General features: G+C 39.0%; 26 protein-coding genes and 1 riboswitch. Of the genes, 14 read left to right on the forward strand and 12 right to left on the reverse strand.

All coding sequences use genetic code 11. The features are described 5' to 3' along the window. Positions 1 to 26 precede the first annotated feature (26 nt). The 6 genes from N8A89_RS00265 to N8A89_RS00290 all read right to left on the reverse strand — a co-directional run bounded on the left by N8A89_RS00265 (position 27) and on the right by N8A89_RS00290 (position 3,684). Positions 27 to 830, reverse strand: a complete 804-nt coding sequence (locus tag N8A89_RS00265; protein WP_281540436.1) for a mechanosensitive ion channel family protein — start codon at positions 828 to 830, stop codon at positions 27 to 29. Positions 831 to 966: 136 nt separating this feature from the next. Continuing rightward, positions 967 to 1,506, reverse strand: coding sequence for a DUF4252 domain-containing protein (locus N8A89_RS00270; protein WP_281540437.1), 540 nt, complete (start codon positions 1,504 to 1,506; stop codon positions 967 to 969). Between the two features lie 45 nt (positions 1,507 to 1,551). Beyond that, a complete protein-coding gene (locus N8A89_RS00275) occupies positions 1,552 to 2,094 on the reverse strand; it encodes a DUF4252 domain-containing protein (protein WP_281540438.1) in 543 nt (180 codons plus the stop codon). 90 nt (positions 2,095 to 2,184) lie between these two features. After that, the gene (locus tag N8A89_RS00280; RefSeq protein WP_281540439.1) at positions 2,185 to 2,736 is read right to left on the reverse strand and encodes a DUF4252 domain-containing protein; all 552 of its coding nucleotides are present in this window, start codon (positions 2,734 to 2,736) and stop codon (positions 2,185 to 2,187) included. 17 nt (positions 2,737 to 2,753) lie between these two features. Then, positions 2,754 to 3,188 (reverse strand): hypothetical protein, encoded by a 435-nt coding sequence (locus N8A89_RS00285; protein ID WP_281540440.1) that lies wholly within the window; start codon positions 3,186 to 3,188, stop codon positions 2,754 to 2,756. Continuing rightward, a complete protein-coding gene (locus tag N8A89_RS00290) occupies positions 3,175 to 3,684 on the reverse strand; it encodes an RNA polymerase sigma factor (protein WP_281540441.1) in 510 nt (169 codons plus the stop codon). The genes N8A89_RS00285 and N8A89_RS00290 overlap by 14 nt, the downstream gene beginning before the upstream one ends. Before the next feature lie 231 nt (positions 3,685 to 3,915). Here N8A89_RS00290 and N8A89_RS00295 point away from each other — a divergent pair, with 231 nt between their 5' ends. Genes N8A89_RS00295 through N8A89_RS00305 form a run of 3 tightly spaced genes read left to right on the forward strand, consistent with a single transcriptional unit; the run spans position 3,916 to position 6,935 of the window. Further along, positions 3,916 to 4,899 carry a S41 family peptidase gene (locus tag N8A89_RS00295; protein WP_281540442.1) on the forward strand — a complete coding sequence of 328 codons (984 nt, stop codon included), beginning with the start codon at positions 3,916 to 3,918 and terminating at the stop codon, positions 4,897 to 4,899. Continuing rightward, on the forward strand, positions 4,896 to 5,438 hold the full coding sequence (locus N8A89_RS00300) for a S41 family peptidase (RefSeq protein ID WP_289644699.1): 543 nt from the start codon (positions 4,896 to 4,898) through the stop codon (positions 5,436 to 5,438). Before N8A89_RS00295 ends, N8A89_RS00300 begins: the two co-directional genes overlap by 4 nt. A 27-nt stretch (positions 5,439 to 5,465) precedes the next feature. Next, positions 5,466 to 6,935 carry a S41 family peptidase gene (locus tag N8A89_RS00305; protein ID WP_289644700.1) on the forward strand — a complete coding sequence of 490 codons (1,470 nt, stop codon included), beginning with the start codon at positions 5,466 to 5,468 and terminating at the stop codon, positions 6,933 to 6,935. Between the two features lie 53 nt (positions 6,936 to 6,988). Here the strand turns inward: N8A89_RS00305 and N8A89_RS00310 are convergent, their stop codons facing one another. After that, positions 6,989 to 8,866: a TonB-dependent receptor plug domain-containing protein gene (locus N8A89_RS00310; protein WP_289644701.1), complete on the reverse strand. Its 1,878-nt coding sequence runs from the start codon at positions 8,864 to 8,866 to the stop codon at positions 6,989 to 6,991. A 69-nt stretch (positions 8,867 to 8,935) separates the two neighbouring features. Next, positions 8,936 to 9,174: riboswitch (cobalamin riboswitch) on the reverse strand. Between the two features lie 298 nt (positions 9,175 to 9,472). Here N8A89_RS00310 and N8A89_RS00315 point away from each other — a divergent pair. The 6 genes from N8A89_RS00315 to N8A89_RS00340 all read left to right on the forward strand — a co-directional run bounded on the left by N8A89_RS00315 (position 9,473) and on the right by N8A89_RS00340 (position 14,589). Then, the gene (locus N8A89_RS00315; protein ID WP_347343944.1) at positions 9,473 to 10,393 is read left to right on the forward strand and encodes an ABC transporter substrate-binding protein; all 921 of its coding nucleotides are present in this window, start codon (positions 9,473 to 9,475) and stop codon (positions 10,391 to 10,393) included. Continuing rightward, a complete protein-coding gene (locus N8A89_RS00320; protein WP_281540447.1) occupies positions 10,394 to 11,425 on the forward strand; it encodes a FecCD family ABC transporter permease in 1,032 nt (343 codons plus the stop codon). It abuts the gene before it with no gap. 91 nt (positions 11,426 to 11,516) lie between these two features. Continuing rightward, a complete protein-coding gene (locus tag N8A89_RS00325; protein WP_347343964.1) occupies positions 11,517 to 12,218 on the forward strand; it encodes an ABC transporter ATP-binding protein in 702 nt (233 codons plus the stop codon). Between the two features lie 112 nt (positions 12,219 to 12,330). After that, entirely contained in the window at positions 12,331 to 13,680 is a 1,350-nt protein-coding gene (locus N8A89_RS00330; protein WP_281540448.1) for a DNA recombination protein RmuC, read from the forward strand. Between the two features lies 1 nt (position 13,681). Then, positions 13,682 to 14,047 (forward strand): 6-phosphogluconate dehydrogenase, encoded by a 366-nt coding sequence (locus N8A89_RS00335; protein ID WP_281540449.1) that lies wholly within the window; start codon positions 13,682 to 13,684, stop codon positions 14,045 to 14,047. Then, positions 14,047 to 14,589, forward strand: coding sequence for an acyl-CoA thioesterase (locus N8A89_RS00340; RefSeq protein ID WP_281540450.1), 543 nt, complete (start codon positions 14,047 to 14,049; stop codon positions 14,587 to 14,589). Before N8A89_RS00335 ends, N8A89_RS00340 begins: the two co-directional genes overlap by 1 nt. Here the strand turns inward: N8A89_RS00340 and pgl are convergent. Both pgl and zwf read right to left on the reverse strand, forming a co-directional pair. Beyond that, a complete protein-coding gene (gene pgl, locus N8A89_RS00345; protein WP_281540451.1) occupies positions 14,579 to 15,298 on the reverse strand; it encodes a 6-phosphogluconolactonase in 720 nt (239 codons plus the stop codon). The two genes, N8A89_RS00340 and pgl, sit on opposite strands and share 11 nt — an antisense overlap. Before the next feature lie 67 nt (positions 15,299 to 15,365). Further along, the gene (gene zwf, locus N8A89_RS00350) at positions 15,366 to 16,895 is read right to left on the reverse strand and encodes a glucose-6-phosphate dehydrogenase (RefSeq protein ID WP_281540452.1); all 1,530 of its coding nucleotides are present in this window, start codon (positions 16,893 to 16,895) and stop codon (positions 15,366 to 15,368) included. Positions 16,896 to 17,034: 139 nt separating this feature from the next. Here zwf and gndA point away from each other — a divergent pair, with 139 nt between their 5' ends. Genes gndA through N8A89_RS00370 form a run of 4 tightly spaced genes read left to right on the forward strand, consistent with a single transcriptional unit; the run spans position 17,035 to position 19,640 of the window. After that, entirely contained in the window at positions 17,035 to 18,450 is a 1,416-nt protein-coding gene (gene gndA, locus N8A89_RS00355) for an NADP-dependent phosphogluconate dehydrogenase (RefSeq protein WP_281540453.1), read from the forward strand. Between the two features lie 8 nt (positions 18,451 to 18,458). Continuing rightward, the gene (locus N8A89_RS00360) at positions 18,459 to 18,998 is read left to right on the forward strand and encodes a DUF3124 domain-containing protein (protein ID WP_281540454.1); all 540 of its coding nucleotides are present in this window, start codon (positions 18,459 to 18,461) and stop codon (positions 18,996 to 18,998) included. Between the two features lie 27 nt (positions 18,999 to 19,025). Then, positions 19,026 to 19,376: a ribose-5-phosphate isomerase gene (locus tag N8A89_RS00365; RefSeq protein ID WP_281540455.1), complete on the forward strand. Its 351-nt coding sequence runs from the start codon at positions 19,026 to 19,028 to the stop codon at positions 19,374 to 19,376. A gap of 48 nt (positions 19,377 to 19,424) precedes the next feature. Then, positions 19,425 to 19,640, forward strand: coding sequence for a DUF6515 family protein (locus tag N8A89_RS00370; protein WP_281540456.1), 216 nt, complete (start codon positions 19,425 to 19,427; stop codon positions 19,638 to 19,640). Between the two features lie 72 nt (positions 19,641 to 19,712). Here N8A89_RS00370 and carB read toward each other — a convergent pair whose 3' ends face one another. Both carB and rpmH read right to left on the reverse strand, forming a co-directional pair. Continuing rightward, positions 19,713 to 22,565, reverse strand: coding sequence for a carbamoyl-phosphate synthase large subunit (gene carB, locus N8A89_RS00375; protein WP_281540457.1), 2,853 nt, complete (start codon positions 22,563 to 22,565; stop codon positions 19,713 to 19,715). Between the two features lie 88 nt (positions 22,566 to 22,653). After that, entirely contained in the window at positions 22,654 to 22,821 is a 168-nt protein-coding gene (gene rpmH / locus N8A89_RS00380) for a 50S ribosomal protein L34 (protein ID WP_281540458.1), read from the reverse strand. Between the two features lie 252 nt (positions 22,822 to 23,073). Here rpmH and N8A89_RS00385 point away from each other — a divergent pair, with 252 nt between their 5' ends. Continuing rightward, positions 23,074 to 23,589 (forward strand): DUF2892 domain-containing protein, encoded by a 516-nt coding sequence (locus tag N8A89_RS00385; protein ID WP_281540459.1) that lies wholly within the window; start codon positions 23,074 to 23,076, stop codon positions 23,587 to 23,589. Positions 23,590 to 23,592: 3 nt separating this feature from the next. Here the strand turns inward: N8A89_RS00385 and N8A89_RS00390 are convergent, their stop codons facing one another. Then, entirely contained in the window at positions 23,593 to 24,549 is a 957-nt protein-coding gene (locus tag N8A89_RS00390; RefSeq protein WP_281540460.1) for a lytic transglycosylase domain-containing protein, read from the reverse strand. Positions 24,550 to 24,644 lie beyond the last annotated feature (95 nt).

Consider the following 24,644-nt stretch of genomic DNA (forward strand, 5'->3'; position numbering starts at 1 on the left):
TCTTTTTTTATCTAATTGGGAAAATATTACTTGTTTAGCTGTACTTCGTGCGGATAAGGAATTTCTATACCAGCTTTGTCCAATGCCAACTTGGTACCTTCCACGGTCGCAAAATAGACATCCCAATAGTCTTCCGGCTTACAATATGGTCTTACTGCGAAATTGACCGAGCTGTCACCCAATTCCAAAACATTTACAGAAGGTGCCGGTTCCTCCAAAACCTTAGGGTTTGATGTTAGAACTTCTAAAAGTACTTCCTTGGTTTTCTTTATATCCTCATCATAGCCTACGCCTACTACAGTATCTACCCTAATTTTCCCTCTTCTTGTGTAGTTAATGATATTGCCGTTAGCCAACGAACCATTAGGCACAATCGCGTGTTTATTATCCGGTGTTATCAAGTGGGTTTTGAAAATTTCAATATCCTCTACAACGCCAACAACTCCCTGTGCTTCTATCAAATCGCCAATATTATAAGGTTTGAAAATTATGATAAGTACCCCACCGGCGAAATTCGCCAAACTCCCTTGCAGCGCCAATCCAACAGCAAGACCTCCTGCCGCTATTACGGCTGCAAGACTTGTGGTCTCCACACCTAATGTAGATATTACCGTAATGACGAGGAAAATCTTGAGTATCCAGGATAAAAGGTTGGCCAAAAACTTTTGCAAGGCAAGATCGTAATCCTTTTTGACCATGACCCGTTTAAGCACTCGTACGATTTTCGAAATAACCCACGAACCGATTACAAAAATCAATATAGCTTTTAATAATGGTAGGCCATATTCTAAAAAGTATCCTGTAATGATTTCTCCCGATAAATTTTCCATAGTACTATTTTTAGTTATCAAGATTTGAATATACTAAAAACATCGAAAAGGAAATCTTTAGCAATAGAATCTTAAAATCAAAAGTCCCCCTGTACTTATTGTACAGAAGGACTTTCTACAATATTATTGAGTTCTTTTAACCCTTAAAAAGTTCACCCAATTCACTTAAACCTTCGCCTTTATAGCTCGATTTTTGAACGGCCTGCATTAATTGCATAAAATTAGCAGGATTCATATTCTTCCCTAAGACCCTTACCAAAGCAAATCCCTTTTCTTTATTGTCCCCAAAAATGATTACCTCGTCAATGGCATCCTCCGCACCCAAATATTTAATGGTTGCACGGCCGAACTCAGTGTTCATTTTCATCAACTCGGTATACTCCTCTCGGTCCAAAATAGCTTTTATATTTGTCTTTTCAATTTTGTATTCACCGCTATTTTCAATTGTTTTTTTGAATGCCAAGATGTTTAATTTCTTTAAAGAGCTCAATGCTGCTCTTTGGGTCTCGGTTAAATTTGCCTCTTCCAAATTAAGTATACTTGCAGGCACATCTAAAAACAAGAAATTAGGATTCTCTGTATTATCCACGTAATACTCCTGTAAGCTCTGTGTAGAGGAGCATGCAGATAGTACAAGGGCAAAAAAGATTACGACTACGGTACTTATTTTTTTCATTATTTCTATATTTTATAGCTACTGTAAATACTTCTTAAAAGGATTTTATTTACCCTTAGCCTTATTCAAATCCTTAGGTAAATCCATTTTATCGGTAATCGATCCAATTTTATTTAGGTCGATATCCCCTGTAAGACTTACAAGAACGGTCTCAAATTTCCTTCCATTGACATCTACATCCAGATTGTTCATCCCGGAGACGAACATTAATAGCTCCGATACATGATCCTTCTTCTTGCCATTCTTGATGTAAAATTTCACGTTGACATCTTTGTCCTTTACCCGCATCAATTCCTCCAATTTTGAAGACTTCAAATACTTTTGCACCGTCCCGCTCATGTCCGCTGCAACTTGCTTATCCTCGGTTATAAAGACTTTTACACCTTGCAAACCCTTGGCCACTTCCATGAATTCTTGTGCCTCTTTGTCATCGGATAGCGCTCCTACCTTTGAAAAGAGATCTATCATTCCCTTGTTTACGATTACGGAACCCACGTTATCCATGTCCTCATATTTGTCGAAAATAGATTGAGAAAACCCGAATACCGGCACGATGGCCATTAATAATACTACTACTGCTTTTTTCATGACTGTTGTTTTTTGATTTGTTATTGATGAATTTAAATTATCGGACCAATCGTAATTAATTATGAACGACTAAGGCCGATGTGATTTTTGTTATTGCTTCTTTCCTGCTTTATTAAGTTCTTCAGGAAGGTTCATTTTACGCGTGAGCGATCCAATCTTGTTTAAATCAATGTCACCCGTTAAGGACAAAAGGACCGTTTCAAATTTCCTTCCGTTTACATTAATGTCTACTCCAGAATCTTTTATTCCGGTAACGAACATTAAAAGTTCGCTCACATGATCGGCATCCTTACCTTGTTTTATATAGAACTTTACATTCGCATCTTTATCCTTTACGCGCATAAGCTCCTCAAGGGAATTTGATTTCAAATACTTGTTCATGGTAACCATCATATCCGCGGATATATCTTTATCCTCCGTAATGAATACTTTAAGATTTTTGAGACTTTTTGCTATATCCATAAAATCTTTTGCTTCGGGCTCGTCTACTTCGACATCTATGTTGGCCAAAAGCCTGAACATACTCTGGTTTACGACCACGGCGCTTACATTGTCCAAATCTTCGTACTTATCGAACATGGACTGTGAAAACCCGGTGTAACACACCATTACGGTTACTATCGTTATTATTATCTTTTTCATCTGTCTAATTTTTAATTTTAATTGTTGTTATAAATTTTATCCCTTGTCTCCTCGAACTCATTTAGATAGGCTACCTTTTCCGTACCCCGACTAAAATTTTCCGCTAAAAGGGCAAAAGCTTTTTTTGTTTGGTTGTAGGCCAACCGAGCCTTTTCTTGATCCGCGATCTGCTTTTGTTGGTATTCGTTACCAAAATAAATTCCAAACATCAGAACAGCTACAGCAGCTACGGAACCCCACTTGTAAATATTTACGCTAGGTTTTAAGGGGACCTGCTTGGTAAAACGTTCTTCTTTGGCATTGGTAAAATATTGAAACATGTGGGTATAAGGTTCCAAATGAGCAGCTACATCATCTTTGGAAAAATAAGCCCGTAAAGTTTCTTCTTCTGCTACCGTCGTGCTAGCATCAAAATACTTTTCTAATAATTTTTCTATGTTATCCAATTCCATAACTGTGTTTTTCAATTAATTTTTCTCTAATGGTTTTCCTAGCTCTGGAAAGGGCTACTCGTATTGCGGTAGGTTTCATGTCCATAAGCTCTTCAATTTCATCGTACTCATATTGCTCTACATCCCTTAACTGCAATACCATTTTCTGCTGTTCTGGCAACTCTTCCATGATCTTTTGTACCCAATTAACGCTATCCTTTGCCTCCAGTTGAGTTTGTAAGGATGAACCGTCATCACCATAATTACTATGTACTAATTTAAGGTTCCCTGCTTGCTTGGATTTTAATCTGTCCAAACAGAAATTCTTCGTCATCGTCATCGCAAATGCTTCAACACTATTGTAACCTTTTATAGCATTCTTTTTAGACCATAGTTTCAACAGAACTTCCTGTGTGGCATCCTCAGCTTCCTCAGAAGATACCAATAAGCGTTTTGCTAATCGGTACAACTTATCCTTAAAAGGCAACACTGCATTTAAAAATTCCGCTTGTTTCATTATGGTTCGGTTGTTCGCTACAACTATAAGAGATGTCTACACAAGGAAGACGAGATTCAACGAATATTGTTACAAATAATTTTTTTTATTTGATATGTAAGTAAATTTAACATCCTAATACTAATTAATAACGTAAGTATTCGGTAATTATAATTCCCCTGTTTTCTTTTCCTATTAAAATTGGAACGATTCTTGGGAAAAGTAATCTTGTATTTCAATATAAAAAAAGCTATGAAAAATTATTTTTTATTATTACTATGTATAGGAATCTGTTTTAGTGCGTGCAATAGTGATGACGATACCCCTATCGTAGAGGAGGAACAACAGGAGGAGCAGGAGGAACAAACCCCGGAAGAGGTTAATATTGTTGTTCAGAATTTCATGTGGCAAACCATGAATGCTTATTATTTCTGGCAGGGTGACGTACCTGATTTAGCGGATGACCGTTTTGCCACTCAAACGGCATACGAAGATTTTTTGGCTGCAACGCCTAATCCAAATACCTTTATTCAGGACAAACTGGTTTTTTCAGGTGACCGATTTACTGCATGGAGTGATGATTATAAGGATTTTACTAACCGAATCGCAGGAATTTCCAAAAGTAATGGATTAGAATTTGGGCTTTCACTGATTGGTCAATCTGAAGATATCTTTGGTTTCGTAGAATACATTGTTAAAGATTCAGATGCTTCCTCAAAGGATATCAAGAGAGGCGATATATTTATTGGTGTAAATGGAACTAGATTGAATAGAAGTAATTACATCGATTTGTTGTTCGGAGATGCCGACACCTATACATTAGACATGGCGACGATTGAAAATAATACAATTACACCTAACGGCAAGGAAGTAACTTTAACAAAACAAGAAGGACTTGTGGAAGACCCTATCTTGGTGGATGATGTACTCACATTTGGAGATAAAAGAATAGGCTATTTGATGTATAATTTATTCTCTTTGGATTCTGGTGATGCATTAAACCAAGTATTTGCTGAATTTAAGAACCAAAACATTACAGATTTGGTTTTAGACCTGCGGTATAATCCAGGAGGTAGAGTTACTACGGCAACTATTTTGGCCAGTCTAATCCACGGGCCCAATACAGATCAGCTTTTTTTAGGACTACTTATAATTCGAAAATTGAAGCACAATTTGAGCCAGGCGAACTGGATAACAATTTTGTTAGTACCACGGGTACCGCAAATGGTGGCATGAACGAGATGTTAAACTCGTTAAATCTTAATCAAGTGTATATTTTGGCCACAGGGGGATCCGCCTCAGCTAGTGAATTGGTCATGGTAGGATTAGAACCTTATTTAAATGTTGTGCATATCGGCACGACTACCGTTGGCAAAAATCAAGGTTCTTTGCTCTTTGTGGATGATTTTGAAAATGGCAATGTTTATAATACAGATAGAGAGAATGAAATAAATCCAAATAATCAATGGGGGATTCAACCGATTATTAGCCAACTTGAAAACAGTGTAGGTTTTTCTGATTATACGGACGGTTTAGTTCCGGACATAGAGTTAGAAGAGGACATTACCAATTTAGGCGTACTTGGTGACCCCAATGAACCTTTGCTTGCGAGGGCAATACAAGAGATTACCGGTGTTAGTGCCAAAAGGAGTTTTGAGGTTCAAATACCATCAAATATAGTTTCAAGTTCCAAACTATTTGATGAGAGGAACACCGCACTTATTATGGATAATCTCAAAGAGGTTGATATTAAAGCCTTTACGCCACAAGAATAATTGCCTATTAATTGCGTTGATTTACTCATGAGAAAGATTTTAGTTTTTTTATTGATTGCTACTGCGTTTTCCTGTTCTAAGGACGATGACATAAATGTACCGAATACGGTAGACCCAAATTCCTCAGCGGATGTTGAAGTTCAGGATTTTATGTGGAAGGCGATGAACCTTTGGTACTTCTGGCAGGGAAATGTCCCCGATTTAGCCGATGACAGATTTGCCAATACCCCCGAAGGCAGTGAAGCCTATACTGAGTTCCTTCTGTCGGGTGACGACCCAGGTGATTTTTTTGACAGTAAACTCCTATATATAGAAGATCGATTTAGCTTTTATAATTCAGATTATAGGGTGCTAACGAATTCCTTGGCTGGAATATCAAGAAGCAACGGTTTAGAATTTGGTTTGATCAGAAAACAGGATAGTGAAGAGATTTTTGGATATGTACGTTATATTATCCCAAATTCCGATGCAGCCACGAAGCCAATTAATAGGGGGGATTTATTTACAGGAGTAGATGGCCAAACATTAACTTTGGACAACTACATTGGGCTGTTGTTCGGAGAGAATAACACGTACACCCTAAATATGGCCGATTTTTCCAACGGTGAGGTAATGCCTAACGACAATGAGATTGAACTTACCAAGCAAGAAGCGTTGGCAGAGAACCCCGTTTACATTTCAAAATCTTTTGAAATAAATGGTGAGAGTATTGGCTACATCATGTACAATCAATTTACAAATGAATATGATGACGACCTATATGACGCTATAATCGCCCTTAAGTCTGCTGGCATCACAAGTTTGGTATTGGACCTTAGGTACAATCCTGGAGGTTCTGTCAATACGACTCGTCTATTGGCAAGCATGATATACGGTACGAACACTTCCGATCTTTTCCTTAGAAAACGCTATAACGAGAAGATTCAAGATCAATTATCGCAAAGTCAGTTAGAAGTTTATTTTGCTGATAAGGTGGGCAGCAGATCTATTGATGCATTAGGGCTTTCCAAGTTGTACGTCTTGACCACTAACGGATCGGCATCAGCCAGTGAGCTGTTAATAAACAGCCTTGAACCTTATATCGATGTAGTTCAAATTGGAGATGTTACTAGGGGTAAGAATGAATTTTCTACTACCTTGGTAGATGATCGGGACAACTCCTACTTATACACGCCTAGCAGGGTAAATATGATTAATCCGGATGTTCAATGGGCCATACAACCTTTATTGGGCCGAAACGAAAATGCCGAGGGATTTTCAGACTACACGGATGGATTAGTACCCGATATTCAGCAGAAAGAAGATTTGGGTAATCTAGGAATTCTGGGGGATGCCAACGAACCGCTATTGGCAAGGGCAATTCAAGAAATTACTGGTGCCACCGGGAAAAGTGATTTCACGGTTAATAGCCCTGTAGAGACAATGACTAGCTCTAAAATGTTTACCTTATTAAAAGATAGGATGATAGACGATACGCATTATCAACATAACCAATAAGTAGAAACAATTCTAAAAGAGCGGCTTAGTGCCGCTCTTTTTTTACTTTTAGTCTATAGCTTCAACCGCATTCCTAACCGCATGTTTCGACCCTTGCTTGTAAAATCGATTATCTCCACATATTCCTCGTTAAGTATGTTGTTTATGGATAAAAAGAATCGGACAGCTGGGCTAATGTCATGCTTAATATACAGGTCCATAAGACTAAATGGATTCAAATCGACGGATGTGAAAGTAGAAAAATCCGTATCGGTTCGTTCCGCGACATACTGATACGCCAAGGATATATATGTACGGTCATTTAAGTCATAGCCTATGCTGGCATTAATTTTGTTTTTTGGAATCCTGAGCGCTAAACCATTTTCAGAATTTGTGTAAGTATAATTAGCGCTCAAGCTTAAATTCTCCAACGGCTTAGCTTGTAACTCAAATTCAAAACCGTCAAAATTTACCGTTTCCTCAGTATTACGGTATTGACTTTCAAAAGTTGTAGGATCAATGGTTACAAATTGGATTCGCCCCTCTTCCCTCCTATTAAAATAGAGTGCACTAATCCTTAGTTTATCCGAGGGCCTATATTCGATTCCTCCTTCTAAGGTGTTATTGATTTCTGGTTCTAAATCAGGATTTGGACCAAACGGACCATATAATTGAGAGAGATTTGGCGCTATAAAGGAAGTGGCGTAGGATCCAAAAAACTTGACATAACCGCGCTTCAATTTCGTAGTATAGGACGGATTCAAATTATATATAAAGTTGCTCCCATAGTCGCTATGGTTATTCAAACGAACTCCGGCGTTTATATTCAACCCAAAATCGCTCAAGAACACCACATTGGCATAAGGGTCGGTGCTAATTGTAGTTTCTTCTTCAGAAAAAACCGTGGTATTTTCAATGAAGTTGATTCCAATTATGGTGTAGAGCTTACGACCAAAAGAATATTTATTAAATACATCCAAAACAAAAGATTCCGAATCAAAATAAGATGGAAAATCAGAATCAATTGTTCTTGTTATTTGATTGAATGCACCGTTCATTTGAATACTTCCGTTTTGATATTCGTAGGTTGATGCTAAGGTGAATCTGGATTGCTCGCTTTTAAAACTAAAATTGGCATCTTCCACAGGAAAGCCATTATCAAAATCAGAATCCAGTTTATTATAAAAGGCCGATGTCGTCACCTTAAAACGTTCGGAAAATTGATAGCCTAGAGAAAAGTTTCCATCAATTCTAGAAAAGCTGTCAGACTCCTCTCCTAATGCCGCAGATAATCCATCTGTAAATTGATGTCCCCCGGATGCCAAAATCGAAAATCCATCATGTTCGGCAACCAGCGTAGCGGTATTGGAAAAATCCGATAGATTATAATTTTGCTCACTAGCGGACTGATTCGTTCCTAGACTGGACAAAACTTCTAAAGAAGTTCCTTTTTTTGAAACTTTTTTGGTCGTTATGTTGATTACAGCAGTAGCGGCCGAATTTCCGTACAAGGTGCTCGCGGCTCCTTTTAGGATCTCAATACTTTCAATTTGAGAAAGATTTAGTAATCTTAAATCATATTCCCCATTAACGTTGGATGGGTCCGATGCTTGAATACCATCAATAACTACTAAAACTTGGCGGTTATTTCCTCCCCTAGCAAAAATAGAAATATTTTGTCCAGCATAACTCCTACTCCCGTTTACTTCAATACCACTTTTTGTATTGATTATTTCAACTAGTGACCTTCCCTGGTTTCTTTCCAGCTCTTCCGCTGAGATTTTAATCACCGTTTTACCTGAATTTTCTCGTTTCAGTTCAAAACGGGAATCCGTTACCACTACATCATCCAACTGCTGAAGCCCCATGGAGTCTTTTTGTACAACATCTTGAGCAATAACATTGGTACATAACAAGATGGATGCACCTAACCAATACATATTTTTTTTCATTTAAAATTTCTGCTCCGAGCGAAAAGTATGTCTGTACCCATACGTAAACCTTTATCCCGAAAGTTTAACAATGTTTGTTTGAATTTGGCAGGTCTCCTGACTCGTAATTTGTTCTTTACCTTCCCGTTTTCACTGAATTTTTTCAGTTGCTACAGTGGTTAGTAGTAAGAACAACTTGTTAATTGAACAAGATGCTGAAACAAGTTCAGCATATACTTACAGTTGCGGGAACAGTTCCGGATTTTAACCGGATTCCCTTTTAATTCCATCTTTATGAAAGGATGAAAACCAAAATTCCGGATAAAAGTAAACATTTTGTTTAATCAATCTAAGCAAAGATGAAATAATACTACTTTTGAAAAAATACATAAAATCTCATCCCTTGAAACAAGGCTTATTCTTATTTCTTCTTTTACTAAACTTTAGCTGCAAGCAAGAAAAAAAGAGTCCATCCCGCTAGAAGAGGTAGAAAAGGCAATCTCTATTGACTACGCAGATGGGTTCACGATAAAGCAATCAGCTTCCGGCATTACCATAATTGAGATTTCTTCTCCTTGGCCCAATTCCGAGTCAATCTTTACCTATGCCTTAATACCTAAGGACAAAATGGCCTCGATAACCTTGAACAAGGACGAGTACGACGCCATCATTGCAGTTCCAGTAGAAAATGTGGTAGTGACCTCTACTACTCACATTTCGGCTCTAGAGGCTTTGGGTGTTCTAGATAAATTATCCGGGTTTCCTGATACCCAATATATATCCTCAGAGGCCGCACGCAGGCAAATTGATGCTGGTATAATCAAAGAACTTGGCAGCAATGAAACGATAAATACGGAAATAGTGATTGCGCTCAAACCAGAACTAGTGGTGGGTTTTGGAATCAATTCGCAGAATTCAGCCTACGAAACTATTTCCCGCTCAAAAATTCCGGTCGTATATAATGGCGATTGGACCGAAGCGACACCTTTAGGCAAGGCCGAATGGATAAAGTTTTTCGCTCCATTTTTTCAAAAAGAAAAAGAGGCACAGGCAATTTTCGAAGAGATAGAAAACGAATACCTATCGGCAAAAGAATTGGCAAAACAGGCTACCAATACCCCAAAAGTCTTAAGTGGTGCCATGTACAAAGATGTTTGGTACCTTCCCGGTGGAAAAAGTTGGGCGGCCCAGTTTATAAAGGATGCCAATGGGAAATATCTGTGGCAAGACACTTTAGAATCCGGCAGTTTATCACTAGGATGGGAAGGGGTTTTGAAAAAGGCAGCGAACGCAGATTTTTGGGTAGCTCCAGCCCAGTTTACTTCGTATGAAGAAATGCAAGATGCCAGCCCACATTATCAGGAGTTTGGTGCTTTTAAAAATAAAAATATCTATACATTTTCCAGAACCCTTGGAGCAACAGGAGGGGTACTGTATTACGAGTTGGCACCACAAAGACCGGATTTAGTGTTAAAAGATCTCATACACATTTTTCATCCAGAATTATTACCAGAGCATCAACTCTACTTTTTCAAACCTTTAAAATAATTGGAGAAACCTAAAACATATCGTTTTTCATTTCTATTCCTAGTTTGCTTGCTGATAGTATGCTTCATTCTAAATCTTAGCCTAGGTTCCGTTTCCATTTCCTTGTCAGATACCTTGCACGTGATTTTTGGTGGAAATCTAGAAAATTCTTCCCTGGAATATATCATATGGAATTACCGCATTCCAAAAGCATGTACCGCTATTCTAGTTGGTGGTGGGTTAGGATTAAGTGGACTCTTAATGCAGACCCTTTTTAGGAACCCGTTGGCCGGACCTTTTGTTTTGGGAATAAGTTCAGGAGCCAGTTTGGGGGCGGCTATTTTAATTATGGGAGCTTCCCTATTTTCTGGATTGGCAACTTATAGTGTTGTCAACGATATAGCGCTGGTAGTCGCCTCTAGCGCGGGTAGTTTTCTTGTCCTGTTGGCCGTAATAATTGTAGCTATAAAAATAAAGGATACTATGGCCTTGCTCATCATCGGCCTTATGTTTGGAAGTATCACCGCGGCCATCGTAAGCGTACTTGCCTACTTTAGCAATGCAGAAAGGCTTCAGCAGTATCTTTATTGGTCCTTCGGTAGTGTCGGAAATCTTTCCTGGGGGCAATTGACGCTCTTGTTTTGTTTTGTGTGTATCGGAACCTTGCTCAGCATTATTTCAGTAAAACCCCTTAATGGTTATTTGCTCGGGGAAAATTATGCGAAAAGTCTGGGCATCAACCTAAAAAAATCACGTTACATTATCATTATCGCTACAGGATTGTTATCAGGAAGTATAACCGCTTTCGCGGGTCCGATTGCTTTTATAGGTTTAGCGGTGCCACATCTCACCCGACAAATTTTTGATACCACCAACCATAAGATACTTTTGCCCGCCGTACTAATCTACGGAGGTATTATTTTGTTACTTTGTGATGTAGTAGCCCAATTGCCAGGCTCGGTTAACGTGCTGCCAATAAATGCAATCACCAGTATTCTTGGTGCTCCAGTTGTAATTTGGCTTTTGCTTCGAAAGAGAAAAATGGTATTTTAAAAAATTACGAATTAAAACAGAAGAACAAAAAATCGCCCTAGCCGTAAATAACTTATCCATTGGATATAACTTCATTTCCGTATGTGACAATATTAATTTTGAGCTTCGGAAAGGAGAATTATCGGCCATAGTGGGCGTAAACGGTATTGGCAAATCTACCCTATTGAGAACCTTGGGTAATTTCCAGCCTAAAATTTCGGGGTCTATCAAGATTAGCGATAAGAGCTTGGAAGTATTCCCTCCTCTTAAACTTGCATCTAAAATTAGCGTAGTTCTAACGGAGCCTATTGCCTCAAAAAATCTAAATGTTAGAGAGCTAATAGCCCTGGGAAGGCAACCGTATACCAATTGGCTAGACAATCTTTCAGCCCAGGATTTACTAAAGATCAATGAAGCTATTCAACTGCTAGAGCTCTCTGCCCTAATTGATAAAAAGTGTTATGAATTAAGCGATGGACAAATGCAACGAGTATTAATTGCGAGAGCATTGGCACAGGATACGGATATCATATTATTGGATGAACCCACTACACATCTTGACCTCTACCATAAAGTTCAAATTTTTAAGCTTTTGAAATCCATAGCCCATGTGACCCGTAAGACCATTCTATTTACGAGTCATGAAATAGAAATGGCCATACAGTTATGTGATAAAATATTGATTATGGATGGTTATACGAATCCTTTTGAAGACCCATGTGCTCTTATTGAAAACAAAGCTTTTGAGCGTCTTTTTCCCTCGGATACCGTAATGTTCGATGCAGTGAACGGAACCTTTAAGATTAACAAATAAGTAGTTTTGTTTTCAAGACACCCACCTAATGGAGCATGTTTATAAATTGAAACGAACCTGATTATAATTTCGAACCCAAACCTGTATCTTTACTATTGATTTAGCGTACCACATGAACGAGACCTTACTCTATATTATCGTTGCCCTAGTTTTTCTTGCAATCGGCTATTTTCTAGGAAATTATATACAGAACCTTAAGACAAAGTCCAGCCAGAGTGCCTTGGAAGAACGTGAGCAACAAATGCATAACAATCTTACCGTTTTAGAACAACGTTTAAGGGACACCGAGGAGCACAAAGTACAGTTGCAAAGTGAGAAAGAACAGCTTGGAAACCAAATTGTGCGTTACCAAGCCGATTTAGAAAACCTTCAACTCAAAAACCAGGAACAGAAAGATGAAGTAGAAAAGCTACAGGAGAAATTCACCAAGGAATTTGAAAACCTGGCCAATAAGATTTTAGAGGAAAAAAGTTTAAAATTCACAGAACGAAACGAAAAGAACATAAGAAACATTCTGACCCCATTAAACGAGAAGATCCAACTATTTGAGAAAAAGGTAGAAGAAAGTCAGAAAGAAAACATCAGTATTCACTCCGCGCTCAAAGAACAACTGCTGAACCTGCAGACCCAGAACTTGAAAATAACCCAAGAAGCGGAGAATTTGACAAAGGCACTTAAAGGCGATAGCAAAATGCAGGGGAATTGGGGAGAACTGGTGTTGGAACGGGTATTAGAAAAGTCAGGGCTTGAAAAAGACCGGGAGTATACCGTACAACAAAGTTTTACCAGGGAAGACGGTTCACGCGTATTACCGGATGTTATCATTAACCTGCCGGACGGTAAAAAAATGATCGTAGATTCTAAGGTGTCCTTAACCGATTATGAGCGCTATGTTAATGCCGAGGAAGAACTGCAAGAGAAATACCTTAAAGACCACATTAACTCGCTTAGAAGGCATGTAGACCAATTATCCGCAAAAAAATATGAAGATCTCTACGAAATGGAAAGTCCAGATTTCGTATTGATGTTCATTCCTATAGAACCGGCTTTTGCCATTGCGATAAACAATGATAATTCACTTTATAATAAAGCCTTTGAGCAGAATATCGTCATCGTTACCCCATCTACCCTGTTGGCAACTCTAAGAACCATTGATAGTATGTGGAACAACGAGAAACAGCAGCGCAACGCCATTGAGATTGCACGGCAGGCAGGCGCTTTGTATGACAAATTCGAAGGGTTTGTGGGCGATTTGACCAAAGTTGGCAAAAAAATGGACGATGCCAAGGAGGAGTATAAAGGTGCCATGAATAAATTGGTGGAAGGCCGTGGAAATATTATTACTAGCATACAGAAGCTTAAAAAAATGGGGGCAAAAGCCAAAAAATCTATTCCAGAACCTATACTAAAACGCGCCAGGGAAGATGATTTTGAAGAGGAAGAACCCAAACTAAAATTATAAAATGAAAAAAATACTATTCCTTTTTATCGGCGGAGTCCTATTGCTCTTTGCTCTCTTTTACGCCTTTAATTACTTTGTGCCCTATAGTGAAGGTGTCCGCTCCGGAGAATTAATCAAAATCAGTAAAAAAGGAATCATCGTAAAAACTTGGGAAGGTGAAATTAGCCAAGGCATATCGGGTGCACAGATTTTCGCTTTTTCCGTTTTGGACAAAGACCAAGAGGTCATAGATAAATTACAGGAATACCAAGGGCGTTACGTGAAAGTAAGTTACACGGAACGTTTCTTTACCTTCTTTTGGCTGGGTGACACCAAATATTTCATTACTAAAGTAGAACAAGAGCAGTCACCACATTTTAGAAATTGATGGAGGAGTTTAAAAGTGTAAAAGAATCTCGTGTTTCCATAACGGAGCTAATGCTGCCTTCCCATTCTAATTTTGGGGGTAAGGTCCATGGTGGACATATTTTGAATTTAATGGACCAGATTGCCTTTGCCTGCGCTTCCAAACATTCCAGAAGATACTGCGTAACGGCCTCCGTTAATCGAGTAGATTTTTTAAATCCAATAGATGTTGGAGAATTGATCACCTTGCGGGCATCCGTTAATTTCACGGGTAGGACCTCTATGGTAATAGGTGTTCGTGTGGATGCGGAAAATATAACGACAGGCCAGAAAAAACACTGTAATTCTTCCTACTTTACCATGGTGGCAAAAGACGAAAATGGCCAGAGTGTTCCAGTCCCCGGACTTTTAGTTACCGATAAGCAAGGTGTTAGGCGTTTTGCAAGAAGTAAGTATCGCAAAGAATCCGCTTTTAAAAGAGATACTAAGTTCGATGAAAGCAATTTTGACGTTGAAGAGTTTATAGAGACCTTAAAATCAGAAAACTGCAAAATTAATCTTTAGCAATACCCCTGGCTGCACTTTTATCCAGAAACCAGATTAAATGACCGGATTCTGGGGCTACGAGACTAGCGGGATATGACTCATGATTCCCCGTTTTGTTGATAATCTCGGCCACCTTATCTTCTTTACTTTCTCCGGTAACTAAGAAAACAACCCCCTTAGCCTTATTGATAACGTTGCCATTGATAGAAACCCTTTTCTGACCGGTATCAGGATGTGTGGCTACCACACAATGGTCCGGGGCATCCCATAGTTCGATTTCATGAGGAAATATGGAAGCGGTGTGCCCGTCGTCACCCATACCTAAGATTACCAAATCAAATTGTGGTATGCCATCAACCCTATCCAAATTTATTTCTAAAAGATTGGCATAGCGCATAGCCTCGCCAGTGGGGTTGTTTTCTCCCAAAATCCTATGGATATTTTCTTCAGGAACCTCAATTTTGGAGAACAAATGGTCCACCGTCATTTTGTAATTGCTTTCTTCATCGGTGGGCAGAACGCACCGCTCATCACCCCAATAGAAATTAATTTTCTCCCATTCAATTTTATCGGCAAAATCCGAAGCGAGGGTATCAAAAACTATTTTTGGAGTACTTCCACCGGATAAAGCGATATGCACCGTGTCTTTGTCGGAGACAAATTCCGCAAAGTACGTGGAAAACTCTTTTGCTACTTCTTGTTTATTACTATATATTTTTAATTCCATTTATGATTTAATAAATTGGTAAGTCACGACATCCATCAACAGGACATCATATATCTCTGAGAGGTCATTAGCAAATCACACAAAATCCAGGATCATCTGCTAAATTTTCACTCGGGTTACGCCACATGCCTAAGCCCTCAATAAGGTCATCTGCATTTTTGGGTCCCCATACGCCAGCAGAATAGCCGTACATTTTGGCATCCGAATTTTTCCAATACTCTAGAATAGGGTCTACAAAAGCCCATGCAGCCTCAACCTCGTCAGCTCGTGCATATAGAGTGGCATCTCCTTGCATAGCATCCAGCAATAAACGCTCATATGCCTCCATCACGTGGTTTTCAACTAAACTCGAATAGTAGAAATCCAAATTAGCGCGTTCTACTTTAAATCCTTGACCTGGTACTTTAACTCCAAATTTTATTAAAACGCCTTCATCTGGTTGAATACGGATTATCAATTTATTGTCCTTACTATTCATCCCGGAATCCTTAAATATTTGATGGTGCGGAGTCTTAAAATGTATGACAACTTCCGTCACCTTCGTAGGCATTCTTTTGGCAGTTCGCACATAAAATGGAACATCAGCCCAACGCCAGTTGTCTACATAGAATTTAATAGCGGCGTACGTTTCCGTCATGGAATTTAAGTCAACATCCTCCTCCTCACGATAACCCTTCACCTTTTTCCCATCAATCACCGAGGAAACATACTGTGCTCTTATGGTACTCTTATGAAGTGTTTCAGGGTCGGTCATTAGTCGTAGCGATTTTAATGCCTTAAGCTTTTCATTCCTAATTTCTTCTGCATCAGCGCTTAAAGGAGGTTCCATAATAACTAGTGCAACAATCTGTAACAAATGGCTCTGGAACATATCACGGAGGGCACCCGATTTATCGTAATATCCCCCACGCTTTTCTACACCACCGCTTTCGGCGTTGGTTATTTCAACATGGTGAATATAATTTCGGTTCCATAGCGGCTCAAAAATGCTGTTGGCAAAACGGGTGACCAAAAGGTTCTGAACCGTTTCTTTCCCTAAATAATGGTCTATCCTAAAGATTTGTGACTCCTTAAAATATTGTTGCAAAATATTGTTCAGGTTCTTGGCCGTCTCCAAGCTGTACCCAAATGGCTTTTCTACAATCAAACGTTTCCAACCGTCTGATTCATCATCCAAATTTTGTTCGTGAAGGTTCTTGGAAATCAACTCATGTGCAGATGGAGGAACCGACAAATAAAAAATATAGTTATTGTCAGTTTTATAAGTCTTGTTTAGTTCATCAATCCTCTTCTTTAAAGGTCCATAATCAGCGTCTTGGTCACTACCCAACTCATGATAAAAGAGTCGATTGCAAAAATCTGATATCAATTTTTTGTGATTGTTCTTCAATTCATCTCCCAAATGTCTGCTTTCAGTGATTACACTTTTTCTGAACTGTTCATCGGTCCACTCGCTCCTACTTGCACCCAAGACTACGAAATTGTTGGGCAAATGTCCACCTTGTGCCAAATTTAGAATTGCAGGTATTAGTTTACGGGCAGTAAGGTCTCCGGAAGCTCCAAAAATGACCAGCATTTGATTTTCAGTTTTCTTCATTCGGTATTATAGGATTTAGCTATAAAAGTATCGAAAAGAATATGTAATAACAATGACTTTACGGTAAGAAAATGATGTGTATGGATATTTTCGTTTATTTTTGATTGAAGAGATTTTTACTTAGATAAAGCAACATAGTATGGAGCAAAAATATGATTTTGGATTAGTAGGGTTAGGTGTTATGGGACGAAATTTTATATTGAACGTCGCGGATAATGGTTTTACTGCCTTTGGGAACGATTTGGACAATGAAAAGGTTGACGCCTTGATAAAAGAAGGTGGAGACGTTGAGAAGGTAAATGCTTCTACTAGTGCCAAAACCTTTGTAAATGCGTTGAAAACTCCTAGAAAAATCATGTTGTTGGTTCCTGCAGGGAAGGTAGTAGATTCAGTTATAGAAGGACTCTTACCCCACTTGGATAAGGGAGACATCATCATCGATGGAGGAAATTCCTTCTTTACCGATACAGATCGCAGGGAGGCATATTTAGAAACTCGTGGTATCAGCTTTTTTGGTGCCGGTGTGTCTGGAGGGGCTAAAGGTGCGCGTCGAGGACCAAGTATTATGCCTGGAGGCTCAAAAAGTGCCTATGCCCACATTAAGCCTATTTTTGAAGCTGTATCGGCTAAATTTAATGGAGAACCTTGCGTTGCCTATTTAGGGCCAAAATCAGCGGGCAATTACGTCAAAATGGTACATAACGGTATCGAATATGGTTTGATGCAGTTGACTTCTGAAATTTATGACGTACTTAAAAAAGGAGGAAGTTTTACCAATGAAGAACTACATGCCACTTATACGAAATGGAATGCCGGTCGACTTCAATCTTTCCTAGTAGAGATTACATCTAAAATTTTTATTCAAAAGGATGAACTTAACTTAAGTAAAATTGGACTTTTAGACCAGATTTCTGATAAAGCAAAACAAAAAGGCACGGGTAAATGGACCAGTCAAAATGCCATGGACCTTGGTATTCCGGTTCCCTCAATTGATATTGCGGTAAGTATGCGGGAAATTTCCGCACTTAAAGAGGAGCGGATCGCAGCCGATAAAATATATGACAGACCAAAAGTATCACCCATGGAGAAGGTGAAACTTGAAAAACTTGCGGAGGAAGCCTTATACTTTTCCTTTATTGTTACCTATGCCCAAGGTCTACATCAACTAGCGGATGCTTCCAAAGAATACAACTATCAATTGGAGATTGCACAAATAGCTAAAATCTGGCGGGCAGGCTGCATCATTAGAGCAGGACTTTTAGCCGATATTACCAAAGCATTCCAAGGGGATAAAAATTTACCGAACCTGCTTGTATCCCCAACGTTCGTCAAAAAAGTGCAAAGTACCGTTTCTTCTGCAAGGGAATTGGTGGCATACGGAGCGACAAATGGAATACCGCTACCAGGGCTTTCCAACTCCCTCACCTATTTTGACGCGTATACCTCTGCTAGACTTCCACTTAACCTCATACAGGCACAGCGGGATTATTTTGGATCACACACGTATGAGCGTTTGGACAAAGAAGGAGTTTTTCATACGGAATGGGAAGATTAATCATGAAAATGAAAAAATTGAAAATATCATATCTTTTTTTAAGCAGCTTTTTCTTCTTGCTAAGTAATTCTTGTAAGCAAACTGAGGCCAGGGAACAACCCGTAGAAGTACTGGACGAACATACGCTAAATAGAGAAATTAATATTGCCTCCGTGGATACCTTGATACGGGAGGTATATGTGCCCATTTATTCGGATATCTACAATCAGACAAGGGACTCACGAACGCTACTTACAGCAACCCTAAGTATTCGGAATACGAGCCCAAAAGACAGTCTTTTCATAAGTAAAATCGATTATTATAATACTGAAGGTGATTTAGTCCGAAGCTATTTAGACCAGAGTATTTATCTACGCCCAATGGAATCTATAGATTATGTAATTGAGCAACAGGATACCTCTGGAGGTAGTGGCGCTAATTTTCTAATTGATTGGTATGCGAAAAGACCAATAACACCTCTTTTTCAAGCGGTAATGGTAGGTGGATTGGGAGCGCAAGCTTTTTCGTTCACTACAGAAGGTATTGAAATTAGCGATTCAAGGAAGTAAAATTTTTATCTTGAAATAGGTTAATCCGTGCCCCAAACAAAATACAGCGTCTACGTAATTGAATTATCCAAAAAGGTTTTCTCAGAAGATAGAAAATTTCGTGAAGCTAACCCACAATTTAACGGTGTTTTGGAATGCCTGTACGTGGGCATGACCAGCAAAACCCCAGCAATACGTTTTAAACAGCATAAAACAGGTTATAGAAATATAAAGGGCCATAATCTTTCCTCAAGCATTGTAAAGAAATACGGACTATATCTACGCGGTAGTCTCTATAACCATATCGAACCTTTTCCTACTAGGGCTGAAGCTCTTAAAATGGAAGAAACCCTTGCCCTAGAACTGAGAAGAAAAAGGTATGCGGTATGGTTTAACTAAACCTTTTCTAGTTTTCATCGTCCTATTTTAAACATAAAATTTAAGATTATGAAAAAGTCCCTTATTTTACTTCTTGTTGTTTTTATGTGTGGTCTTGCTTCATGTGCAACGCGTGTAAGAACTAAAGCCCCAACAAAAGTAGTTGTTGTGCAAAAAAGGCCAGCCAATTATAAGGTTGTCAAGATTAAAGGTAAACGCTACTATTTCTGGAACGGTAAGCATTATACCAAAACCAGAAGAGGCTACGTTGTCGTAAAAGTCTAAATGGATTCGTTATTAATAAAAAATAAGCCCTTGAAGAATCAAGAGCTTATTTTTTTATAATGTGATTTGAAATTACTTACTCAAATACATTTTTCTACGAGCGTACAGGTTGTAAAACTCATCATCCTTAAGGCTATCTATAAATAAGATACTCTCGCCTGTACTCTTCATTTCAGGTCCAAGGTTCTTATTTACGTTAGGAAATTTATTGAATGAAAAAACCGGTTGTTTGATGGCGAAACCTTCCAACTCCGGCTTAAAATCGAAATCTTTGACTTTTTTCTCGCCCAACATTACTTTGGTAGCATAATTCACATAAGGTTCTTTATAGGCTTTTGCGATAAACGGAACGGTACGGGAAGCACGAGGATTCGCCTCAATAATATAAACCATATCGTCCTTAATGGCGAATTGTATATTAATCAGTCCCACTGTATTTAAGGCCAAAGCAATCTTCTTGGTGTGGTCCTTAATCTGTTGCATCACAAACTCTCCCAAGTTAAAGGGAGGTAAGGTGGCATTCGAGTCCCCTGAGTGTATGCCACAAGGTTCAATATGTTCCATGATGCCAATAATGTAAACATCCTTTCCGTCACAAATGGCATCGGCCTCCGCTTCTATGGCACCATCTAAATAGTGGTCTAACAAGAGTTTGTTATTAGGTATCTTTCGCAACAAATCCACAACATGTTCCTCTAGCTCCTCCTTGTTAATGACAATTTTCATTCCCTGACCGCCCAATACATAAGAAGGTCTAACCAATAGTGGGAAATTCAACTCATCGGCCAACTGCAGTGCCTCATCAGCTGTCTCTGCGACTCCAAATTGTGGATAAGGAATATTGTTTTCTTTTAAAAGTTCCGAGAAGCTACCTCGATCTTCTGCCAAGTCTAGTGATTCGAAACTGGTCCCGATAATCTTAATCCCGTATTTAGATAGTTTTTCCGCAAGTTTTAGTGCCGTCTGTCCACCTAATTGGACGATAACACCCTCTGGCTTTTCATGACGAATGATGTCGTAGATATGTTCCCAGAATACCGGTTCAAAATACAGTTTGTCAGCCGTATCAAAGTCGGTTGAAACCGTTTCCGGGTTACAATTGATCATGATAGTCTCATAACCACATTCAGCGGCAGCAAGAACCCCATGTACACAGCAGTAATCAAATTCTATCCCCTGCCCTATCCGGTTGGGTCCCGAACCTAATACTACGATTTTTTTCTTATCGGTGACCACACTGTCGTTTTCAACATACCTTGTACCATCGGGTTTTTCAATCTCCGCTTCAAAAGTAGAATAGTAATAAGGGGTCATGGCCTTGAATTCGGCAGCACAAGTATCCACTAACTTATAGACGCGATTAATTTTTAGCTCCGTTCTTTTGTTGTATACTTCACTCTCGTAACAATCCAACATATGTGCTATCTGACGGTCCGCAAAGCCTTTCTGTTTTGCTTCCAACAACAAATCTTTGGTCAACGTTGCGATGGTATATTTGGATATTTCCTTTTCCAATTGATAGAGCTCCTCATATTGTTTGAGGAACCACATATCAATTTTGGTGATATCATGGATACGACTTAATGGGATTCCCATTTGAATAGCATCATATATGACGAAGACTCTGTCCCAACTAGGAATGGTCAACTTACTAATAATCTGGTCGTAATCCTTATAACCTTTTCCATCGGCGCCAAGTCCGTTTCTTTTAATTTCCAATGACTGGGTTGCCTTGTGCAAGGCCTCTTGAAAGGAACGGCCTATGCCCATTACCTCTCCCACTGATTTCATTTGTAGACCCAAAGTTCTATTGGAACCCTCAAATTTATCAAAGTTCCATCGTGGTATTTTAACAATTACGTAATCCAAAGTTGGCTCGAACAAAGCCGAAGTGGATTTTGTAATCTGATTTTCCAATTCGTCCAAAGAATACCCTATAGCGAGTTTTGTTGCTACTTTCGCAATGGGATAACCGGTAGCTTTTGACGCCAAAGCCGACGATCTTGAGACCCTAGGGTTAATTTCAATGGCAATGATATCTTCCTTCTCATCCGGACTCACAGCAAACTGTACGTTACAACCGCCCTCAAAGTCCCCGATACTACGCATCATATGTATCGCCATATCTCTCATTTTCTGATAGGTTCTATCCGATAAGGTCATTGCCGGGGCAACCGTAATGGAGTCCCCTGTATGGATTCCCATGGGGTCCATGTTCTCAATAGCACAAATAATAACAACGTTATCGTTCTTGTCGCGGAGCAATTCCAGTTCATATTCCTTCCATCCCATCAAGGCTTTGTCGATCATCACTTCATGTATCGGCGAAATCTCCAATCCATGACTTAACAATTCATCAAAGTCTTCCGGCTTATAAACGATTGATGCACCTGCTCCTCCAAGGGTGTAAGAAGCTCGGATTACTAATGGAAAACCGAATTCTTGTGCAATTTCCTTTCCTTGCAAAAACGACGTTGCGGTGGCCTGCGGAGCCATTCCAACCCCTATTTTCAACATTAGTTCCCGGAATTTCTCTCTATCCTCGGTAATATTTATCGCATCAATATCCACCCCAATCATTTGCACACCAAAATCTTCCCAGATTCCTTTTTTATCGGCTTCTATACAGAGGTTTAGAGCGGTCTGCCCGCCCATGGTCGGCAATACGGCATCAATCTGTGGGTGTTCCTTTAAGATTTCAATAATCGACTTTGTGGTCAATGGTTTTAGGTAAACATGATCCGCCATGGATGGATCTGTCATTATGGTTGCCGGGTTACTATTGATGAGAATAGTCTCTATACCATCTTCTCGAAGGGAACGTAGGGATTGAGAACCAGCGTAATCGAACTCACAGGCTTGACCAATAATAATAGGGCCTGAACCTATTATTAAAATCGAATTTAAATCTTTTCTTTTCGGCATTTTCTAGTGTCGTATGTTTAGTTAATGGATAAAAAAAGGTGCTACTTTCGGAAAAGTAACACCTTAATATTTTAAAAAGTATAATCATTTATTTTTTGTGTCTTGTCTCAGAGGATACAGATAGTTTTTTTCTTCCTTTTGCTCTTCTCCTCGCAAGAACTTTTCTTCCGTTTACGGATGCCATGCGTTCCCTAAACCCATGTTTATTCCTTCTTTTACGCTTTGATGGCTGATATGTTCTTTTTTGTCCGGGCATTTTCTAATCCTTTTTATTATTATGAAACCCACGAATCCCTTCGCAAATTCTGGGCGCAAATATACAAAGAGTTTTTTCTTTCACAAGTCTTATCAAAAAAAATATTTTTAGAAATCCGTACACCTCAAAACCTACGTTTTGCCTAATTTTGCCCGAATCGATTTTGCTAGGTGTACGACGTTACAGTGCCATAATCTTAGCCATCTGATACACATGTAGGGATTTGAAATCCTTCATTTAAAATTTTCAATTATGTTCAATAAAAATATTAAACTGGTGATTGCGGGATTGATTATTGCCTATGCCGTTTACCAATTTATAGAAGGATATATAGGAAACGGAGTTTTCCTAATACTACTATCCCTGATTTTCATTTTTCTCTACTTTAGAAACGAGATGATTCTTTTAGCTTTTTTGAGAATGCGGAAGCAAGATTTGGCAGGCACTCAGAAGTGGTTGAATAAAATTAAGAATCCGAAGGCTGCTTTGACACAAAAGCAACAAGGTTATTACAATTACCTACACGGAATAATATTTTCGCAGACCAACCTTACCACGGCAGAAAAGTATTTTAAAAAAGCGTTGAAGCTTGGCCTCACCATGGATTACGATATTGCTATGGCTAAATTGAGCTTGGCAGGTATAGCCATGCAAAAGCGTAGAAAAAGGGAAGCCACTATGCTTCTTAACGAGGCAAAAAAACTGGACAAGAACAATATGCTGACCGAACAGATAAAAATGATGCAGCAACAGATGAAAAAAATCTAGCGATTATTTAGAGTCTTTATAATAGCCTTTGTTGGGTATTTCTATCGTGTACTTTTTTCTAGAATTATTGTTTAAATACGGCTCACGCAACCAAGGGTTGTGTCGCTTCAATATTTTGTAGTTGATTTCGTATTTCTGGGCAAAATCGGCGAAACTTGATACAGGCTCGTCAATCTCTACATTAAAGGTCGGTACGGAATTATACATGTCCTCCTTGTCTATCTGAAATCCATATTTACCAGGATTTGACAATATCTCTTTAATAGCCATGATTCTGAAGACATACCTCCCTGTCTCATCGCCCAATAGTAAATCATAATAATCGTCTACCTGTTGAATTCCCATATACTTATTAATGGCACCTGGACCCGCATTGTAGGCCGCTGCTGTCAACGTCCAACTACCATATCTTGATTTCCACTTATTTAGATATTCACAAGCTACTTCAGTTGATTTCTCTAGGTGGTACCGTTCGTCCACGTTAGAATTTACCTCCAACCCATATTCCCTTCCAGTTTCCTTCATTATCTGCCAAAAACCAGTGGCACCTGCATGCGATACTACGTTCGTAAGTCCACTTTCGGCTACCGCCAAGTATTTAAAATCATCCGGGATTCCGTTCTTGGCCAGAATAGGCTCTATAATAGGGAAATACTTGTGCGCCCGCTTCATGAGTAATAGTGCATTGGATTGCCAGTAGGTGTTTACCAAGAACTCGCGGTCTACACGTTCCATAATCTCAGGATCTTCCAATGGCACTTTTTCACCTGCAAAATTTAAATCTTCCGGAATATCAATGGATGATATACGGTATTCCTTCGCCACATTTTTTTCTATACTATCGTTCACCACTTTTTGAACGGTTTCCATCTTAGCATCGGTTCCTTGAACCGCAAAAACCAAAGTACTGATTACAAATAGTACTCCCAATAGCATTAAAATGTTCTTAATAGTTTTCATCCTTTCTCTATATATTTTTTATCAAATATTGATGAATATAAAATTCCACAACATTTTTATTTTTAAGTTCTTACTATCCAAAGGTATTAATACAA

Source organism: Maribacter aestuarii (assembly GCF_027474845.2).
GTDB lineage: Bacteria > Bacteroidota > Bacteroidia > Flavobacteriales > Flavobacteriaceae > Maribacter > Maribacter aestuarii.

What these genes read in the sequence shown, in the direction of transcription:
- N8A89_RS00265 (WP_281540436.1), bottom strand. Translation starts at nt 830, where the DNA reads ATGGAAAATTTATCGGGAGAAATCATTACAGGATACTTTTTAGAATAT.
- N8A89_RS00270 (WP_281540437.1), bottom strand. Translation starts at nt 1,506, where the DNA reads ATGAAAAAAATAAGTACCGTAGTCGTAATCTTTTTTGCCCTTGTACTA.
- N8A89_RS00275 (WP_281540438.1), bottom strand. Translation starts at nt 2,094, where the DNA reads ATGAAAAAAGCAGTAGTAGTATTATTAATGGCCATCGTGCCGGTATTC.
- N8A89_RS00280 (WP_281540439.1), bottom strand. Translation starts at nt 2,736, where the DNA reads ATGAAAAAGATAATAATAACGATAGTAACCGTAATGGTGTGTTACACC.
- N8A89_RS00285 (WP_281540440.1), bottom strand. Translation starts at nt 3,188, where the DNA reads ATGGAATTGGATAACATAGAAAAATTATTAGAAAAGTATTTTGATGCT.
- N8A89_RS00290 (WP_281540441.1), bottom strand. Translation starts at nt 3,684, where the DNA reads ATGAAACAAGCGGAATTTTTAAATGCAGTGTTGCCTTTTAAGGATAAG.
- N8A89_RS00295 (WP_281540442.1), top strand. Translation starts at nt 3,916, where the DNA reads ATGAAAAATTATTTTTTATTATTACTATGTATAGGAATCTGTTTTAGT.
- N8A89_RS00300 (WP_289644699.1), top strand. Translation starts at nt 4,896, where the DNA reads ATGAACGAGATGTTAAACTCGTTAAATCTTAATCAAGTGTATATTTTG.
- N8A89_RS00305 (WP_289644700.1), top strand. Translation starts at nt 5,466, where the DNA reads ATGAGAAAGATTTTAGTTTTTTTATTGATTGCTACTGCGTTTTCCTGT.
- N8A89_RS00310 (WP_289644701.1), bottom strand. Translation starts at nt 8,866, where the DNA reads ATGAAAAAAAATATGTATTGGTTAGGTGCATCCATCTTGTTATGTACC.
- N8A89_RS00315 (WP_347343944.1), top strand. Translation starts at nt 9,473, where the DNA reads ATGGCCTCGATAACCTTGAACAAGGACGAGTACGACGCCATCATTGCA.
- N8A89_RS00330 (WP_281540448.1), top strand. Translation starts at nt 12,331, where the DNA reads ATGAACGAGACCTTACTCTATATTATCGTTGCCCTAGTTTTTCTTGCA.
- N8A89_RS00335 (WP_281540449.1), top strand. Translation starts at nt 13,682, where the DNA reads ATGAAAAAAATACTATTCCTTTTTATCGGCGGAGTCCTATTGCTCTTT.
- N8A89_RS00340 (WP_281540450.1), top strand. Translation starts at nt 14,047, where the DNA reads ATGGAGGAGTTTAAAAGTGTAAAAGAATCTCGTGTTTCCATAACGGAG.
- pgl (WP_281540451.1), bottom strand. Translation starts at nt 15,298, where the DNA reads ATGGAATTAAAAATATATAGTAATAAACAAGAAGTAGCAAAAGAGTTT.
- zwf (WP_281540452.1), bottom strand. Translation starts at nt 16,895, where the DNA reads ATGAAGAAAACTGAAAATCAAATGCTGGTCATTTTTGGAGCTTCCGGA.
- gndA (WP_281540453.1), top strand. Translation starts at nt 17,035, where the DNA reads ATGGAGCAAAAATATGATTTTGGATTAGTAGGGTTAGGTGTTATGGGA.
- N8A89_RS00360 (WP_281540454.1), top strand. Translation starts at nt 18,459, where the DNA reads ATGAAAAAATTGAAAATATCATATCTTTTTTTAAGCAGCTTTTTCTTC.
- N8A89_RS00370 (WP_281540456.1), top strand. Translation starts at nt 19,425, where the DNA reads ATGAAAAAGTCCCTTATTTTACTTCTTGTTGTTTTTATGTGTGGTCTT.
- carB (WP_281540457.1), bottom strand. Translation starts at nt 22,565, where the DNA reads ATGCCGAAAAGAAAAGATTTAAATTCGATTTTAATAATAGGTTCAGGC.
- rpmH (WP_281540458.1), bottom strand. Translation starts at nt 22,821, where the DNA reads ATGCCCGGACAAAAAAGAACATATCAGCCATCAAAGCGTAAAAGAAGG.
- N8A89_RS00385 (WP_281540459.1), top strand. Translation starts at nt 23,074, where the DNA reads ATGTTCAATAAAAATATTAAACTGGTGATTGCGGGATTGATTATTGCC.
- N8A89_RS00390 (WP_281540460.1), bottom strand. Translation starts at nt 24,549, where the DNA reads ATGAAAACTATTAAGAACATTTTAATGCTATTGGGAGTACTATTTGTA.